At 48.6% G+C, this 14,533-nt stretch carries 14 protein-coding genes; 6 read left to right on the forward strand and 8 right to left on the reverse strand.

Annotation, left to right across the window (positions count from 1 at the left end; translation table 11 throughout):
• Window positions 1-11 precede the first annotated feature (11 nt).
• The 4 genes from xerC (at window position 12) to A3750_RS04525 (ending at window position 3,569) form a co-directional block, all read left to right on the forward strand.
• On the forward strand, window positions 12-896 hold the full coding sequence (gene xerC / locus A3750_RS04510; protein WP_068453239.1) for a tyrosine recombinase XerC: 885 nt from the start codon (window positions 12-14) through the stop codon (window positions 894-896).
• A 383-nt stretch (window positions 897-1,279) separates the two neighbouring features.
• Complete coding sequence (locus A3750_RS04515) at window positions 1,280-1,915, forward strand: hypothetical protein (protein ID WP_068465701.1); 636 nt, start codon at window positions 1,280-1,282, stop codon at window positions 1,913-1,915.
• A 447-nt stretch (window positions 1,916-2,362) separates the two neighbouring features.
• Entirely contained in the window at window positions 2,363-2,563 is a 201-nt protein-coding gene (locus A3750_RS04520; protein ID WP_068453440.1) for a hypothetical protein, read from the forward strand.
• Window positions 2,564-2,879: 316 nt separating this feature from the next.
• Window positions 2,880-3,569, forward strand: coding sequence for a DUF3592 domain-containing protein (locus A3750_RS04525; protein WP_068453426.1), 690 nt, complete (start codon window positions 2,880-2,882; stop codon window positions 3,567-3,569).
• A gap of 33 nt (window positions 3,570-3,602) precedes the next feature.
• Here the strand turns inward: A3750_RS04525 and A3750_RS04530 are convergent, their stop codons facing one another.
• Window positions 3,603-5,750, reverse strand: coding sequence for an FAD-dependent oxidoreductase (locus tag A3750_RS04530; protein ID WP_068465699.1), 2,148 nt, complete (start codon window positions 5,748-5,750; stop codon window positions 3,603-3,605).
• Window positions 5,751-5,855: 105 nt separating this feature from the next.
• Here A3750_RS04530 and hemB point away from each other — a divergent pair, with 105 nt between their 5' ends.
• Together hemB and A3750_RS04540 are read left to right on the forward strand one after the other, a co-directional pair.
• On the forward strand, window positions 5,856-6,863 hold the full coding sequence (hemB, locus tag A3750_RS04535) for a porphobilinogen synthase (protein WP_068453431.1): 1,008 nt from the start codon (window positions 5,856-5,858) through the stop codon (window positions 6,861-6,863).
• Between the two features lie 13 nt (window positions 6,864-6,876).
• Entirely contained in the window at window positions 6,877-7,695 is an 819-nt protein-coding gene (locus A3750_RS04540) for a DUF4344 domain-containing metallopeptidase (protein WP_068453432.1), read from the forward strand.
• Here A3750_RS04540 and A3750_RS04545 read toward each other — a convergent pair.
• From A3750_RS04545 to rsxB, 7 genes are all read right to left on the reverse strand, one after another.
• Complete coding sequence (locus tag A3750_RS04545) at window positions 7,692-7,895, reverse strand: hypothetical protein (protein ID WP_068453434.1); 204 nt, start codon at window positions 7,893-7,895, stop codon at window positions 7,692-7,694. The two genes, A3750_RS04540 and A3750_RS04545, sit on opposite strands and share 4 nt — an antisense overlap.
• A gap of 178 nt (window positions 7,896-8,073) precedes the next feature.
• Entirely contained in the window at window positions 8,074-9,264 is a 1,191-nt protein-coding gene (locus A3750_RS04550) for a hypothetical protein (protein ID WP_068453436.1), read from the reverse strand.
• An 80-nt stretch (window positions 9,265-9,344) separates the two neighbouring features.
• Window positions 9,345-10,058 (reverse strand): electron transport complex subunit E, encoded by a 714-nt coding sequence (locus tag A3750_RS04555; protein WP_068457836.1) that lies wholly within the window; start codon window positions 10,056-10,058, stop codon window positions 9,345-9,347.
• A gap of 13 nt (window positions 10,059-10,071) precedes the next feature.
• Window positions 10,072-10,740 (reverse strand): electron transport complex subunit RsxG, encoded by a 669-nt coding sequence (gene rsxG / locus A3750_RS04560; protein ID WP_068465697.1) that lies wholly within the window; start codon window positions 10,738-10,740, stop codon window positions 10,072-10,074.
• Window positions 10,741-10,758: 18 nt separating this feature from the next.
• Window positions 10,759-11,808 carry an electron transport complex subunit RsxD gene (gene rsxD / locus A3750_RS04565; RefSeq protein WP_068453827.1) on the reverse strand — a complete coding sequence of 350 codons (1,050 nt, stop codon included), beginning with the start codon at window positions 11,806-11,808 and terminating at the stop codon, window positions 10,759-10,761.
• Window positions 11,808-13,919 (reverse strand): electron transport complex subunit RsxC, encoded by a 2,112-nt coding sequence (rsxC, locus tag A3750_RS04570; protein ID WP_068453825.1) that lies wholly within the window; start codon window positions 13,917-13,919, stop codon window positions 11,808-11,810. Before rsxC ends, rsxD begins: the two co-directional genes overlap by 1 nt.
• Window positions 13,919-14,488, reverse strand: a complete 570-nt coding sequence (gene rsxB / locus A3750_RS04575) for an electron transport complex subunit RsxB (protein ID WP_156492308.1) — start codon at window positions 14,486-14,488, stop codon at window positions 13,919-13,921. The genes rsxC and rsxB overlap by 1 nt, the downstream gene beginning before the upstream one ends.
• Between the last annotated feature and the right edge of the window lie 45 nt (window positions 14,489-14,533).

The raw sequence follows: 14,533 nt of genomic DNA on the forward strand, positions 1-14,533 counted from the left end.
CGGAGCGTCTTGTGCAGGAATTAGTAGATCAATATATCGAATACCTGCACAGCGTTCGGCACTATTCCAGTCAAACCCTAAGCAACTATGCCCGTGATCTAGCCCGGTTTCGAGTTTGGTTAGAGGGCTGTTCGTTTAATGAATGGTCGAAAGTGACGCATGCAGCTGTGCGTGCTTATATTTCTGAGCTCAAGCTTGAGGGCTTGGCAGGAAAAAGCGTCCAGCGGCACCTTTCATCGATTCGTAGCTTTTACCGCTATCTGCAAAGGCATAAGGGCTTTGCAGACAATCCTGGCGACGGGGTACCAAGCCCAAAGGCACGAACCAGACTCCCCAGAACGCTTGGTATTGAAGAAGTTTCTACCATGCTCGATGGCGATTATGGTGAGTGGCACGAGATCCGTGATCACGCTATGTTTGAGTTATTCTACTCTTCCGGACTGCGTTTATCGGAGCTGGTCAGCATTGATCTTCCCCATTTAGATATGAATTCTCAGCAGCTGCGCGTAACGGGAAAAGGGAACAAGCAACGTGTGCTTCCTGTGGGTAATAAAGCGGTGTCGGCTATTCAGGAGTGGTTGGCGTTTCGCTTGGATGCCCGGCCACAAGAGAACGCGCTCTTTGTTAGCCAGCAAGGGCGACGTATTAGCCGGCGTTCCGTGCAGGCACGGTTGAAAAAGTGGATTCAGTATAAAGGGCTTGAGGGGAAAATTTCGCCGCATACTCTTCGCCACAGCTTTGCGAGTCATATGCTCGAGGCAAGCCAAGATCTGCGAGCGGTCCAAGAGTTACTGGGTCATGCCGATATTTCGACAACGCAAGTCTACACGCATTTAGATTTCCAACATTTAGCGGAGGTTTACGATTCGACTCACCCTCGTGCCAAGAAAAAATAGTGGTTTAATCTCAAGTTAGGCGGGCTTAATCAATTATTGTTCCCAATGCTTATGCTGAGCGCTTATCGTATGCATTCCGGTGCTGGTTGGCGTTATTGACCGCTGTGTGGATCTCTTTAATCGGTTGGCATGTCTTTGGGGCTCGAACTTTGCCGCTGCGGAAGAAATTATCGAAGCCTTGAATGTTTATTATCGGGTCGGTCGTATTTAAGTGAGCTTGGTTTTCGATCCTACTACATTTGCTGAAGTTGAGTACTTTTCGCGAAAGACTAAATGCGCAGAGCTGATGCTTGCGTCGGGGAACCGACGGTCGAAATTGTATGAGGGTTTGAGACGAATAGCGACTAGAATTAACCAATGACACTGTGAGTAAGGAGGAGCGTATGTCTTCAGAGGAGTACGAGCTAGCCTTTTACGGAGAGCTCGCGCCAGGCGCCGAACTGGACGATTGCAAAATAAAACTTGGGCAGCTTTTCAAAGCAAGCCCCGCCCAAATAGAGAAAATGTTCGCTGGTCAGCGAGTCGTACTTAAATCCAAACTCGATTCTGCGACAGGTGAGAAGTATTTAGCGGCTCTGAAAGCCCGGGGTGCGGTCTGCAAGCTCGAATCAAATTCCGCGTCAAATACTTCTGTACAGACAGCCGCGGATAACGCACCCAAAGCTCAAGAACCTCCAAGAGCGCAATTTACATCGGCTCCGCGACCGGAATCATGGCAATCAGAACCCGAGCCGAAATCAACGAGCGCTCCGTCAATGCGCGCTCAGGCGGTTGATCCAGAGAGCGCAGAGCGGCTTAATGTTGCTGGTGAAAAAGTGGATGCGCTATTAGCGAATGTTGATTTGAGCGTGGAACCGGCGGGTGTAGATCTTGCGGATCATAAAGAGGAGGTAGTGATGCCTGAGCTTGTCATGCAAGACAATCTTAGTGTTGCGCCAGCAGGTAGTGATTTGGGCGAGAAAAAAGAAGAAAAGGTGCCCGTGACACCCGATATCAGTCATCTGTCTTTAAAAGACTAAACGGAATAAGTGCAAAAAAAAGGGCTTCCAAAAGGAAGCCCGAATAGTTTTATAACAACTAGGGATTTGAGAAATGGCATTGGAGAGGTGTTAGCGCGTAGCCATTTCTCATGCGCTATAAACTAACCTTAGCTCAGTTTCAGCGCTCTGCTCGGGGTGCTACGAAAAACCACTTAAAATCAATAGTTGGGTTACATTTCACTACGTCTGACAACATATGAATTAATGTTAAAGCATTAAAAACAAGCATTTACCTTGCAAAAGCTAGAATGTGCTTTATATTTAGGTTGTAAGCTTAACTTGGCAGAAAGTCTATTAAGAGTGCTACCAAACTCTGACTTTAAAGATCGAGGGGCTTAATTAATAAAACGAAACGCCGTACAAAGATGTGGCGATCATTTATTGCAACTAAATATTTACCGTGCGGGTAAAAATGAAGGTGTCATTATGTCTCAGCAAGCCAATGGGCCGCTCGCTGTTTGTTCTAGCGAGTCTCCGGTCACAATTCGTAATAACGTTCGCCAGCAATTGAATTCTGACGTCGCTGAATTTCTGCAGCGTGGTGGTAATGTAAGTAAGATTGCTGACAACGTCCGAGCTGATCCTCCTAAAAAGCCGAATATGACTTATGGTTCAACGCCTATCTAGGCGAGACCGCGAAGTATCGTTTTTTCAGACCAGCAATAAGTTAAAGTAGTACCCATGTAAGCGCGCCTCCTAACGCGCTTTTTTTATGCCTGCTATCCCTGCACCGTAGGGTTATTTGTGCTTGCATTGCCTGTCTTTTGTACGCATAATCCCCAAACTCGAAATGGGACTTGGGTCTCGTTTCGTCTGTGAGCTAAGCCGACAAAGTTAAATAGCTACACGTAGTATTAACAAAGCAAAAGACAAATTGCGCTCAAATAAGAAAGACTAAAAAGTCTCAATGAGCTGTACCTTCTTTGATTGTAGTGAGTAGTGAATGCTGGTTGAGTTTTACAATATTGCCATGGCAAGTACGATGGCTGTCGCGGGCCTGTTGTTAACGCGAGACTATGTACGCTTTTTGAAAAGCACGCATCAGGTCAATGCTTCCGTTAAATCTATCCAACACGTGTTTCTCCCTTCTAATGCTCGTTCTGGGACCAAAAGTGGTTACTATCCCGTTTTAGAATATAAAACTGAACAAGGCCCTATTGTGTTTACGTGCATTGATGAGCTGGCGGCAAATCGATTCCACATCGGTGATAAAATTAAACTGCACGTCTCTAAATCTCGACGCACTGAATTGCGCAACTGTCGAACATTTCTTTTGTTGAGTGCTATGTTGGCAATCTTGATTGGCGGCTTGTTTTTGTCTGCACTGGTACCTGATTCAGGCATTGGTCCTTTGCATATTATTGTTGCTTCTTTTGTTGTTGCGACCTGTTTATTCGTGATCGTCCGATTTAAGCGAGATCAGGATCAGAACATTGCTTTGCAAACGCTTGATGTTGATGGTGGTAGTGCGCGTTATTGGTTGAAAGAGCCGACAGCGTTCAAGCATTGGTGCCGAACGCTTCATGACAAGAAACAAGCAGCCCGCGTGCGCTTATCACAGGCATTTGGCGCTTGCTGCTTCATTATGTCTGGTGGCATTGCATTCGGTGGATTGTTGCCAGTCCTTGGCTAATTTAAAATCTACAAGATTACCTAGATACGCATGCTAGCTGCGAGTCCACTTATGGAAGCGGGCTAGCAACGACATCGTTCGATCACTCACATTCGCGCGCTTCCACTCCCCTGCCAGATATTTATTTGCCTCTGCTAACGTGGGGTAGATATGAATGGTGCCTAGCAATTTATTTAGCCCAAGGCCATGCTTCATACCGGTCACAAATTCCGTAATTAGATCACCGGCATGGTGCCCAACGATGCAAGCGCCGAGCACTTTATCCTTGCCTGGAACCGTTAGAACTTTAATCTGTCCATAAGCGACGTTGTCTGCGATTGCGCGGTCGAGATCGTCAATGCCGTAGCGGTGTACTTCATATGCAATCCCTGCTTCTTGAGCTTCAAATTCACTCAAGCCTACTCGCGCAATTTCGGGATCGGTAAACGTTGCCCAAGGGATGACTCGATAGTCCGCCTTAAAGCGTTTAAGGCCGCCGAATAGTGCGTTGACCGACGCATACCAGGCTTGATGTGAAGCCGCGTGTGTAAGTTGGTACGGGCCAGCAACGTCACCGCAGGCGTATATGTTAGGGAACTTCGTCTGCAGATACTCATTGACTTGCAGCGTACCTCTGTCGTTGTTCTCGATGCCTAGGTTCTCCAGCCCGAATCCTTTGGTATTCGCAATCCGGCCTACGGCAAATAATATACAGTCGAATTCCAGTTCAATGACTTGCTCACTTTTCGATTTCGCCACCAGAAGTTGTTTGCTTGGGTCCTCGGGATGGGGCTTCGCCTCGACGGCATCAAAGCCCATTTCCAATTTCATACCTTCACTCAGCATCTTGCTTTGTACTAGGCTCGCCATATCACTGTCTTCGCGCGGCAGTACCGTGTCATTTCGGCCGACGAGTGTGACGTTGATACCAAGCCGATGAAAGCTTTGCGCAAGCTCGCACCCTATAGGCCCCTCTCCTACGACAATCATTGCTTTGGGTGGTTGGCGTAAATTCCAGATGGTATCGGAGTTATAAGCAAGATCTGAGTTAAGGCCCAATATCTCGGGCATGGCCGGCCTTGCGCCGGTTGCAATGATGATATTTTTCGCCGCAATGGTCTTGCCATCCACTTTGACATGCCATGGGTCAATGATCTGGGCGCTACCCTGAATACAATTAACACCGAGACCCGTATATCGCTCAACCGAATCGTGAGGCTCAATCTTTTGAATGACGTCTTGGATTCGCTCCATTACTTGCTGAAAGTCAACTGAAGCATTGTCGATTTGTACACCATATTGCGCGGCTGTGTCGGCGTAATGTTTGATTTTAGCGGATCGAATCAGCGCTTTGCTAGGCACGCAACCTGTATTGAGGCAGTCGCCACCCATTTTGTGGCGCTCGATGAGATCCACCTTTGCTTTAGTGGCCGCAGCAATATAAGCACTCACTAGACCTGCGGAGCCTGCGCCGATCACGACTAGATTTGAATCGAACTGTTTCGGCTTGGAGTATCCCTTGTAGACTCGCCGCGCTTTGAGTCGTTCCAGTGCGCGTTTTGCGATAATCGGGAAGATGCCGAGTGCTGCAAATGACAATAGCATTGCAGGTGATGCGATACCGGCTAGAGAATCTAGCTCTGCGAGTTGTGTTCCGGCATTTACATAGACAATTGTTCCAGGAAGCATGCCTAGTTGGCTTACCCAAAAATATTGGCTTAAGCGAATATTGGTCAAACCCATCAACAGGTTAACGGCAACAAAAGGGAAGATCGGAACGAGTCGAAGTCCAAATAGATAAAATGCACCCTCGCGCTCAACGCCACTGTTTATTTTCTCGAAGCTGCTTTTGAACCGCTCCTGCACGCTGTCTCTGAATAAGGTGCGTGCCATTAGAAAGGCAAGACTGGCGCCAATCGTGCTCGCGAAAGAAACCAGAAGCACGCCTTGCCATAGACCAAAAATAGCCCCCGCTGCTAGGGTGATGAGTGTTGCAGCAGGTAAAGAAAAAGCAGTTATCGCAATATACAGGGCAAAAAATGACAATGCCGATTGGTAGGGATTCTCTGCTTGATACTCAAGGATGGCATCACGTTGTGCTAAGAAATTCTCTAAGTTTAGGTACTGATCTAAACCGAGGCCATAGAAAGCAGCGATTGCTGTAATGACAACAAGCGCGAGCAGTATCTTTTTAAGGGGCATAAGGTGCTCTTTAATTGAGGATGATTCATACTATAAGACTAGACGCTAGGATCTTAGTTCCGCGAACTTTATCCAACAATCTTTTTATAGGCTCTGGAGGTCTTTTTGGTTTTCCCTCTTTCTCGTCAATTTCCAAATACACGGTTGCGCAGGCTGCGTTTTCAAGAATCAACGCGACGAATGGTGGCAGAGAATACTTTGCATGCAGCCGATTTAATCTACCCAATGTTTGTGATTGAGGGTGAATCTGTGCGTGAAAATGTGGCTTCAATGCCTGGGATCGAGAGAATGAGTATTGATCTACTCGTCTCTGAAGCTAAGGAGTTACGCGAGCTAGGTATCCCTGCTATTGCATTATTTCCGGTCACGCCTTTGGAAGCCAAGTCAGATGATGCCCGAGAGGCATTCAATCCAGATGGATTGGCGCAACGCGCGGTGCGAGCCTTGAAAGCGGAGGTTCCTGAACTAGCGGTGATTACAGATGTTGCCTTGGATCCGTTTACCAGCCATGGACAGGATGGTTTGATCGATAAAAACGGGTATGTTCTGAATGACGCTACGGTCGACGTATTGGTAAAACAGGCGTTATCCCATGCTGAGGCTGGTGCCGATATTGTTGCGCCGTCTGACATGATGGATGGCCGTATCTCGGCGATTCGTCAGGGCCTTGAAGTTGCAGGCTTTACTGAAACGGCGATTCTTTCCTATGCGGCGAAATATGCATCGGCTTACTATGGCCCTTTTCGGGATGCCGTCGGTTCAGCCGCTAATCTCGGTAAAGCTGATAAGAAGTCGTATCAGATGGATCCAGCAAACAGCGATGAAGCGATTCACGAAGCGGCAATGGATTTGCAAGAGGGCGCCGATATGGTGATGGTCAAACCAGGCATGCCCTATTTAGACATTGTTCAGCGCGTTAAAACGGAATTACGCGCACCGACTTTTGTCTATCAGGTCAGTGGTGAGTATGCGATGCACGTCGCTGCGTTTGAAAACGGCTGGCTCGACAAAGACAAGGTGATTCTTGAGTCGTTACTTTGTATCAAGCGAGCGGGTGCCGATGCTATTTTGACTTATTTTGCCAAGGATGCGGCACGGCTATTGAAAGGGTAGAGGGCATTTGTGCGTGTATGAGCTCTCAAGAAAGATCGTACTCTGCCTTTTGTGCGGCGTAGCAGGCTTGTTATGGACTGTGCAGGTTACGGTTGCTCAAGAGGGGGCGGTCGCAGAAGAGCCGCTTGTTCGATGGAGCGAGCAAGCTATGTCGCTCGATCACGAAAAACTGTTTGAGCGTTTGGGAGCCGACTTTGAGCGGCCATTGCGACAATTGGTCTTTGAAGAGATTGCGTTGCAAGAGGCGATGTTCATAGAAGTGTCAGAACGCCCATATGGTTACTATGATCCGGATGCCCGTTTGGTCGTCGTTCCCCTCTCGAATATCTATCGTGCGTTTGATGATCTGAAGGCGCGATTTCCTCAGCAAGAAGGTGTTCAGCAGTCAATACTCTCTGCGGCTTTGCAGTTTTATTTGATGAGTGAGCTTATTCGGGGAGTGGTCATTGATTTGGAATTAAAGATTGTGGGCTGGGATGCAGAGCGTATCGATGCATTGGTGACTGTCATGCTTCTTGAAAGTTCAGTGGTTGATCAGCCTTATTTGCTCGATGCCGCAGAAGAGTTCTTATTGATTGACCGTGCTGCACCATCAATACAGTCTCAGAGATTCAAAACTGAATTTGAGGCAGACGAGTACCGATTAATGCAAGTGTTGTGTGTCATGAAAGCTTATGACTCGGAAGAAACCGCAGCGCCAGTATTTGATCGACGGGAGTGCACTGGCCAGTATGAAGCGGCTCTGACGTATTGGGCGGATGTTTTAGCAGCGCACTTACGGGAAAATTCTCGGCTAAAAGAATGGGCTTCTCAGCCGGAACAAGATGACTAATACCAAATAACGAAAGCGGCCGCTGCGCCAACGCCACACTTTTCCTCATGATCACTGGTTCGACAAAGATGCTTACCAACCGCATAGGTTAATCCCGCACCTACTAGATATAGTTCGAGGTCGCGTTCCTTTTGAAAAGACGAGCATCCGCTTGTCAGCACGGATAGCGCAACCACACTTCCCACAATCCACTTCTTCATTGAAGACCTCTGGTTCACCTAAATGCCGTAATAGTGAAACGGCAAACGTACAGCGGGCTATCCTACAAACAGTATGTGGAGTGATCAAGCCGGTTTTGGGACGAACGTGACAGGGTTGTCATGCAATGTTCAAATTGCTGCTTGTCGATGCGAAATTGAGTAGATTTCGGGTAGCTTATTAGAAGAGTTCGACGTCGTCGTTACTTTCTAGTTCTGGTTCTGTTTTTTTCACCTCGTTCTTAGTTAGTGCTTCTACGGCTGTGATAGAGCTGATGAGACTGTGGAAGTGATGTTCCAAAGCATCGCTGTTTTGATAAAGCACTTCCATTGACTCGAACGCGTCACTCGATAGCTCTAAAAGCTTTGCTTCTTGTTCTTCCGTCAGGTCGAGAGTCATAGCTGCGATATGCAGCTCATCGGACAGGTTTTTCATAATGTCGCGGGCGTACATTTGCGTTTCGGCGGACACCGATTTGATCATGTCCATGATCGAGGTGACTTGCGTATGCTGGCTATTGATTAGATTGTTGACGGTGATCGTTCGTGCTTTGGCTTCGGCAAGCGCGGCACCTTGAAGTAAGATGTCACGCAATCGGCCATATTTTTCCTGATCCTCCCAAGGGGCATTGGTAACCAATAAAACCAAGTAATCCAACCGAAACACCAATATGCGATTTCTTGATAGCACTCGAATATCACTCGTCAGCGCTTCATCCATGATTTTTTTCGCGGCCTCGTGCACGGCATCGTGTGGGAAATAGGTTCGTCGCGTGTTATCCACGATTAAAGAATAGGCTGTTAACTCCATGCTGCCGCAAAGACGAAATAACGCATTGGCGACATCATCGGTACTCGATGATTCCTGCAGCCACTCGACCAACTGCATCAATAGGCCAATTTCAGAAGCGGCCCGCATCGCAGTCAACGCTGTGTCTGTCGTCGATTTGAGCTGTTCTTGGAGATCTTCATTATGCTGTTTGTGTTGAATGAAGGTTTGTAACTTGTGCTGAATGCGTTCTTTGTCCCAGTCTGTTCCAAGGTAGCTATCTAGTGGGAGTTTTGTGAGTACATTACAAGGCTTGCCTTCTAATGCGTTGTCGACCATGCCGAGCATCGTCGGTCGTGAATCTTTTAACTGGCCATCCAGATAGGAGACGAGAGAGTGATAATCGACCCCCTCAATAATGTCGAACAGTATGGCATGCGGAAGATGCTCTATGCTCTTGGCAACGTGGTCGTTTGAAGCGAAGTCCTTCGTACCAACAGGCAAATCAAAGTGCACGGCACCCTCTAATTGACCGATGTTATGGTCATAGCTTGAGGGCGTTTTTCCTGGTGCATGAAAAACAACGATTTTTTGGGCACTCATAAACAGTCCATATTCGATCCCGAATTCTGGAGTGAGTCTAGTACAAGATTTCTGAAATGCTCAAATTTGCTGCTAATAACCTAGGAGATATGACCTGTTACCCTAACCCGCTTGGAGCCAGCACTTGTCTGGTTTTGCTGTGCTTTGCGTTGCGCGATTTTCGCGTCAATCACATTTTTGATTGCAATGATTAAACCCATGCCGACGAATGCCCCAGGCGGCAGAATTGCAAACAGAAAGTTACTGTAATCCGTCGCTAGAATTATCTCCCAGCCACGCGCTGCTTCGCCGAAAATGAGATGCATGTTGGAGAAAAGTGTACCTTGGCCAATCGCCTCTCGAGCACCGCCAAGAATCACTAGCACGATAAGGAACCCAAGCCCCATCATGAAGCCATCAACACCGGCGAATAACGGATTAGTTTTACTCGCGTAAGCATCGGCTCTCCCAAGAATGGCACAATTGGTCACGATCAGAGGGATGAATATGCCGAGTATTTGGTAAAGCTCATACGTAAAAGCTTTCATTAGGAGTTCAGCACAGGTAACGAGCGAAGCAATAATCATTACAAATGCAGGAAGACGAATGGCATCGCTGACAAAGTTTCGAATCAAAGACACAGAAATATTCGACATGACCAAAACCAGCATTGTGGCCACGCCTAAGCCAATAGCATTCACAACGGTGGCGGTAACCGCTAATAAAGGACACAGTCCAAGCAATTGAACGAGTGCCGGATTGTTGGACCATAGGCCGTTCTTGCTAAGCGTTTTTAGTTCGTCGATGTGGTTCATGCTGAGAGGCCCTTCAAGGTGCTTTCGACAGGTGAAGTTGTGCTTGAGGCGCTTGGTTTAACAGCGCAATCTTGTTGGCTTCGAAAAACCGCAGGGCTTCGTAAACCGCAGACACGATTGCTCTCGGTGTGATAGTGGCACCAGTTAGCTGATCAAACTCACCGCCATCTTTCTTTACGGCCCAGGCACCCGCTGCGGTGTTGGCGATGGAGCGACCATCAAAACCTAATATCCAGTCTGATTTTGTCAATTCAATACTGTCGCCCAAGCCGGGTGTTTCTTTGTGTGAAACGACTCTGACACCAATCAGCTCGCCATCAACATCAATCGCGACAAGAAGTTGAATCGGAGCGGTATAACCGTCAGGAGCTGTCCAAGGAAGAATAATGGCACTAACGCTGCCCCCGCTGCGCGCAAGAAAAACGCTTTGAGGCTCTGCACCCTCGCGAATAGAGAGCATGTAGCTGTCTGCCAGCAGGTCATTGTCACGGTAGGATTCCGGTACGAGTTCGTAGAGTGCCGCCAAACGGGCTTTGGTCGCCTGTTCGACGATGCGTTCTTTTGTATTTAGCTGCACAAGCGCAACGAGACCTGCTGTTAGTATCGCAAATAGACCTAGCCCGATCGCAGCGCGAATGGCTGATTGAAACGAGCTTATTGGTGCTTGGTCTTCGTTAGTCATACTGTTATGAAATCCTAGCTAATGCTTTTCTTTTTCTTTGGTACCGCGCTTAGCTTTTTGATGGCCATAAGTTCGCGGTTGCGTATAGACGTCAATCAATGGCGCGGCAAAGTTCATGAGAAGCACGGCGAAAGCTACGGCATCTGGGTAAGCGCCAAAGGTTCGTATAACGTAAATAAGCACGCCTACGCCTAGTCCAAAGACTAAGCGGCCTCTTGGAGTGGTCGCTGAAGATACAGGGTCTGTGGCGATAAAGAACGCGCAAAACATCGTGGCACCGGCGAATAGGTGAAGGCCCACAGGAACCGCTTGATCCGCATCAGATGAAAACAGCAAGGCAGGGAGTGCGATTCCTAGAATGACGCCTACGGGTGTTTGCCAATGGATAATGCGCATGGCTAAAAGTATTAAGCCGCCAAGAAGAAACCCGGCATTGACCCACTCCCACCCCAAAGCGACCCCAGAACCAAAAACCGGGTTTTCTGTTACTGTTTCGGCAGTACCGGCTTTGATCTCGTGTTTATAAACATCTAGGGGGGTAGCGCCCGTTAGTCCGTCAGTCGCAGCATTCTGCTCCCAAATTACCTCGATGGTCTGGCTAAATGACGGGAAGCCATCTTGCAAGGGGGTTGGCGTTGACCATGTGGTTGTCATCGCCACTGGAAAAGAGATGAGTACCAACGCGTAGCCGGCCATCGCAGGATTAAAGGGGTTATAACCAAGACCGCCGTAGAGCTGTTTGACGAAAATAATGGAAAAGCTGGCGGCAATCACGCTGACCCACCAAGGTGCAAGTGGTGGCAGGGCGATACCCAAGAGTACCCCTGTTAACAGAGCGCTATAGTCGCGGAGATAAAAGCCAATGTGGCGCTTTCGGATGGCCAGAATTGCGGCTTCACTGAGCATTGCTGCAGCGCTGCATAGCAGGACATTGTGAAGGTTACCCCAGCCAAAAAAATAGGTCTGAGCAAGCAGGCCGGGCACACAAAGCAGTATGACCCATCGCATAATGCTTGAGGTGTCTTGGTTTTGCCGTGTATGTGGAGAGCTTCGCGAAATCAAAGCCATTAGTTTGTCTCTTGCTGTTGTTTGAGTACGTGATCATAAGCCTCTTGCGCCGCCGCGACTCTGACTTTGTTTTTAGTTACTGCACGCTGCAGTTTCTCTATTGCATCCGGTGTGTTGCTCTTTGCTTCTTTAAGAGCTTCTTCCATCTTTTCGAGCTTATTCTGCGCCTTTTCGAGATGAACATGTAGCTCTTCAAGCGAGGGTTGTAGGGCTGTGCTAGATGTTGCAGGGGATGCGGAAGGCTGATTGTTCTCAGCAACTTTCCGAGCTTTTTCGTAATTCTGCTTGGCTTGATTAACACGTAACTGGTTTTTTTCAACCGCGCGTTGAAGTTTGGCGACATTGTCAGGCGCATTTGCTTTTGCGTCTTCTAAAGCGTCGATCATTTTATCGAGTTTAAGTTGCGCTTTTTCGAAGAGCTCTTTTAATTCATCGATTGATTTCTCTGGCTCTGCACTAGTTGCTAACGTCGGCGCAGCTTCTGTATTGGCTTGTTTACGCGCTAACGCCGCTTCAATCGCTGCTTTTTTGGGATCTTGAGTTGCCGTGTTGTTCGCCTTTCCAGAAGGCGTATCTGCATTTTGCGCTGTGGCTAAACTTGCTTTCTCGGCCTGCATTTTTGCGGCTGCATCTGCGCGTGCTTTGCGCTTAGCTTCTTTTTCCTGAGCCTCTCGTTCTAGGCGCTCTTGTCGGGCTTCAAACCGAATTCGAGCTCGATCAGATTTCTCTGTTTCTAAGCGCTGCTCTTTGATTTCTCCCTTGGCATGACGATAGTACTGCACAAGTGGAATCGAGCTGGGACAAACGTACGCACAGGCGCCGCACTCTATGCAGTCAAACAAGTTATGGTGCTCTGCTTTTTCATATTCGCCAGAGCGCGAGAACCAGTACAGCTGTTGCGGAAGCAGCTCCGCAGGGCACGCCTCTGTACAGAGGCCACAACGTATACATGCCTGCGCGTGTTCGCTCAGGGGAAGTTCATTCACTTCTGGCGCGAGGATGCAGTTTGTGGTTTTGACGACAGGTGTGTTTGCGTCTTCCACTGTGTAACCCATCATCGGGCCACCAATAATCAGTCTTGGATGGCGGGCGGGTTGATAGTCAAACTCGTTGAGCAAATGCGAAATAGGCGTGCCTATCAAGACTTCCACATTGCAGGGTTGGCCTATCGCCTCACCACTTAATGTGGTTATTCGAGATATCAGCGGTTCGCCATAACGAACCGCGCGATAAACGGCGCGTGCCGTTGCAACATTTTGGCAGACAATGCCTATGTCGGCAGGAATGCCGCCACTGGGTACTTCTTGTCCAGTAAGAATCTGAATCAGCTGCTTTTCGCCACCTGAAGGGTATTTTGTCGGGATAACGGCTAACTCAACATCATATTTCGCGGCAGTCGTATGGCTTGAGCGCTCTTCAAGCGCCGCCTGAATCGCTTCAAATGCGTGTGGCTTATTGTCTTCAATAGCCAGTACGACGTTCTTTGGCTCCAGCAGTCTTGCCATGATCTCGATGCCGCGCAGAACCTCATCTGCATAACTGCGCATTAGCATGTCATCGGCGGTGATGTAAGGCTCGCACTCGATGCCATTAATGATCAGTGTGTTCAGTTGTTTTAGATTTGCAGGATGTAGTTTTACGTCGGTTGGAAAGCCGGCACCTCCCATTCCAGCAATGCCTGCGCCGCGAACCACTTCTAACACGGTTTCGCGTGGCAGATTCAGATAATCTTCATGCTGAGTTAGGGAGCACCAAGTATCTTTGCCATCGGTATCAATGACGATACATTCGGCAGCTAAACCGGAGGGGTGTGCGATGGAATGCTCTGCAATTTCGCGAACCGTGCCTGAACTAGAAGCATGCACGTTAGCGCTAATCACGCCATCAGACTCGGCAATTAACTGCCCTTTGAGTACTGACTCGCCCGCTTTTACAAGAATCTTGGCCGGTTTGCCTGCATGCTGTTGCAGCGGCACGATCAGAGTTTTTGGCAGGCGTGGCTGACGAATAGGATCCTGGGTGCTTTGCCATTTGTTCTCTTCGGGGTGAATGCCACCGGGGATGTCGTGCAAAGTACGCGTGTTTTTGTGGATAAAGCGTTCAGACTGCATTACGCGACACCTCGATCACTAGCAATAAGGTTGGACTGCGGAGCTGACCAGTGCCAACCAACAATGCCTGTATCGACCTCAACCATATCGATACAGTCGACTGGACAAGGCTCGACGCAGAGATCGCAACCTGTGCATTCAGATGCAATCACCGTATGCATATGCTTTGCTGCACCGAGAATGGCATCAACAGGGCAGGCCTGAATACACTTGGTGCAGCCGATACACTCGTCCTCGCGAATAACGGCGACCTGCTTAGCTTTCTCTTCGCCGTGTTCGGCATCCAGGGGTTTGACCTCTACGTCGAGTAGGTCTGCCAACGCTTGAATGGTTGTCTCGCCGCCTGGGGGACATTTGTTGATATCTTCGCCGTCGGCAATGGCTTGCGCGTATGGCCTGCAACCAGGATGGCCGCATTGTCCGCATTGCGTTTGCGGGAGCAAATTGTCGATCTGATCGACAATTGGATTCCCCTCCACTCTGAAACGAATAGCCGCAAAGCCAAGTATCGCTCCAAACACGGAAGCCAATACTAGTAAGACAATAATCGCTGTGAGAGCAACTGACATCAGAATGCAACCAGTCCAGTAAAGCCCATGAACGCGAGGGACATT

The organism is Oleiphilus sp. HI0079 (assembly GCF_001635105.1).

Coding starts and splice junctions, on each gene's coding strand:
- rsxB (WP_156492308.1), bottom strand. CDS start 14,488: ATGTCAGTTGCTCTCACAGCGATTATTGTCTTACTAGTATTGGCTTCC.
- A3750_RS04550 (WP_068453436.1), bottom strand. CDS start 9,264: ATGAGTGCCCAAAAAATCGTTGTTTTTCATGCACCAGGAAAAACGCCC.
- A3750_RS04525 (WP_068453426.1), top strand. CDS start 2,880: ATGCTGGTTGAGTTTTACAATATTGCCATGGCAAGTACGATGGCTGTC.
- A3750_RS04555 (WP_068457836.1), bottom strand. CDS start 10,058: ATGAACCACATCGACGAACTAAAAACGCTTAGCAAGAACGGCCTATGG.
- A3750_RS04545 (WP_068453434.1), bottom strand. CDS start 7,895: ATGAAGAAGTGGATTGTGGGAAGTGTGGTTGCGCTATCCGTGCTGACA.
- rsxC (WP_068453825.1), bottom strand. CDS start 13,919: ATGCAGTCTGAACGCTTTATCCACAAAAACACGCGTACTTTGCACGAC.
- A3750_RS04520 (WP_068453440.1), top strand. CDS start 2,363: ATGTCTCAGCAAGCCAATGGGCCGCTCGCTGTTTGTTCTAGCGAGTCT.
- A3750_RS04515 (WP_068465701.1), top strand. CDS start 1,280: ATGTCTTCAGAGGAGTACGAGCTAGCCTTTTACGGAGAGCTCGCGCCA.
- rsxG (WP_068465697.1), bottom strand. CDS start 10,740: ATGACTAACGAAGACCAAGCACCAATAAGCTCGTTTCAATCAGCCATT.
- A3750_RS04530 (WP_068465699.1), bottom strand. CDS start 5,750: ATGCCCCTTAAAAAGATACTGCTCGCGCTTGTTGTCATTACAGCAATC.
- rsxD (WP_068453827.1), bottom strand. CDS start 11,808: ATGGCTTTGATTTCGCGAAGCTCTCCACATACACGGCAAAACCAAGAC.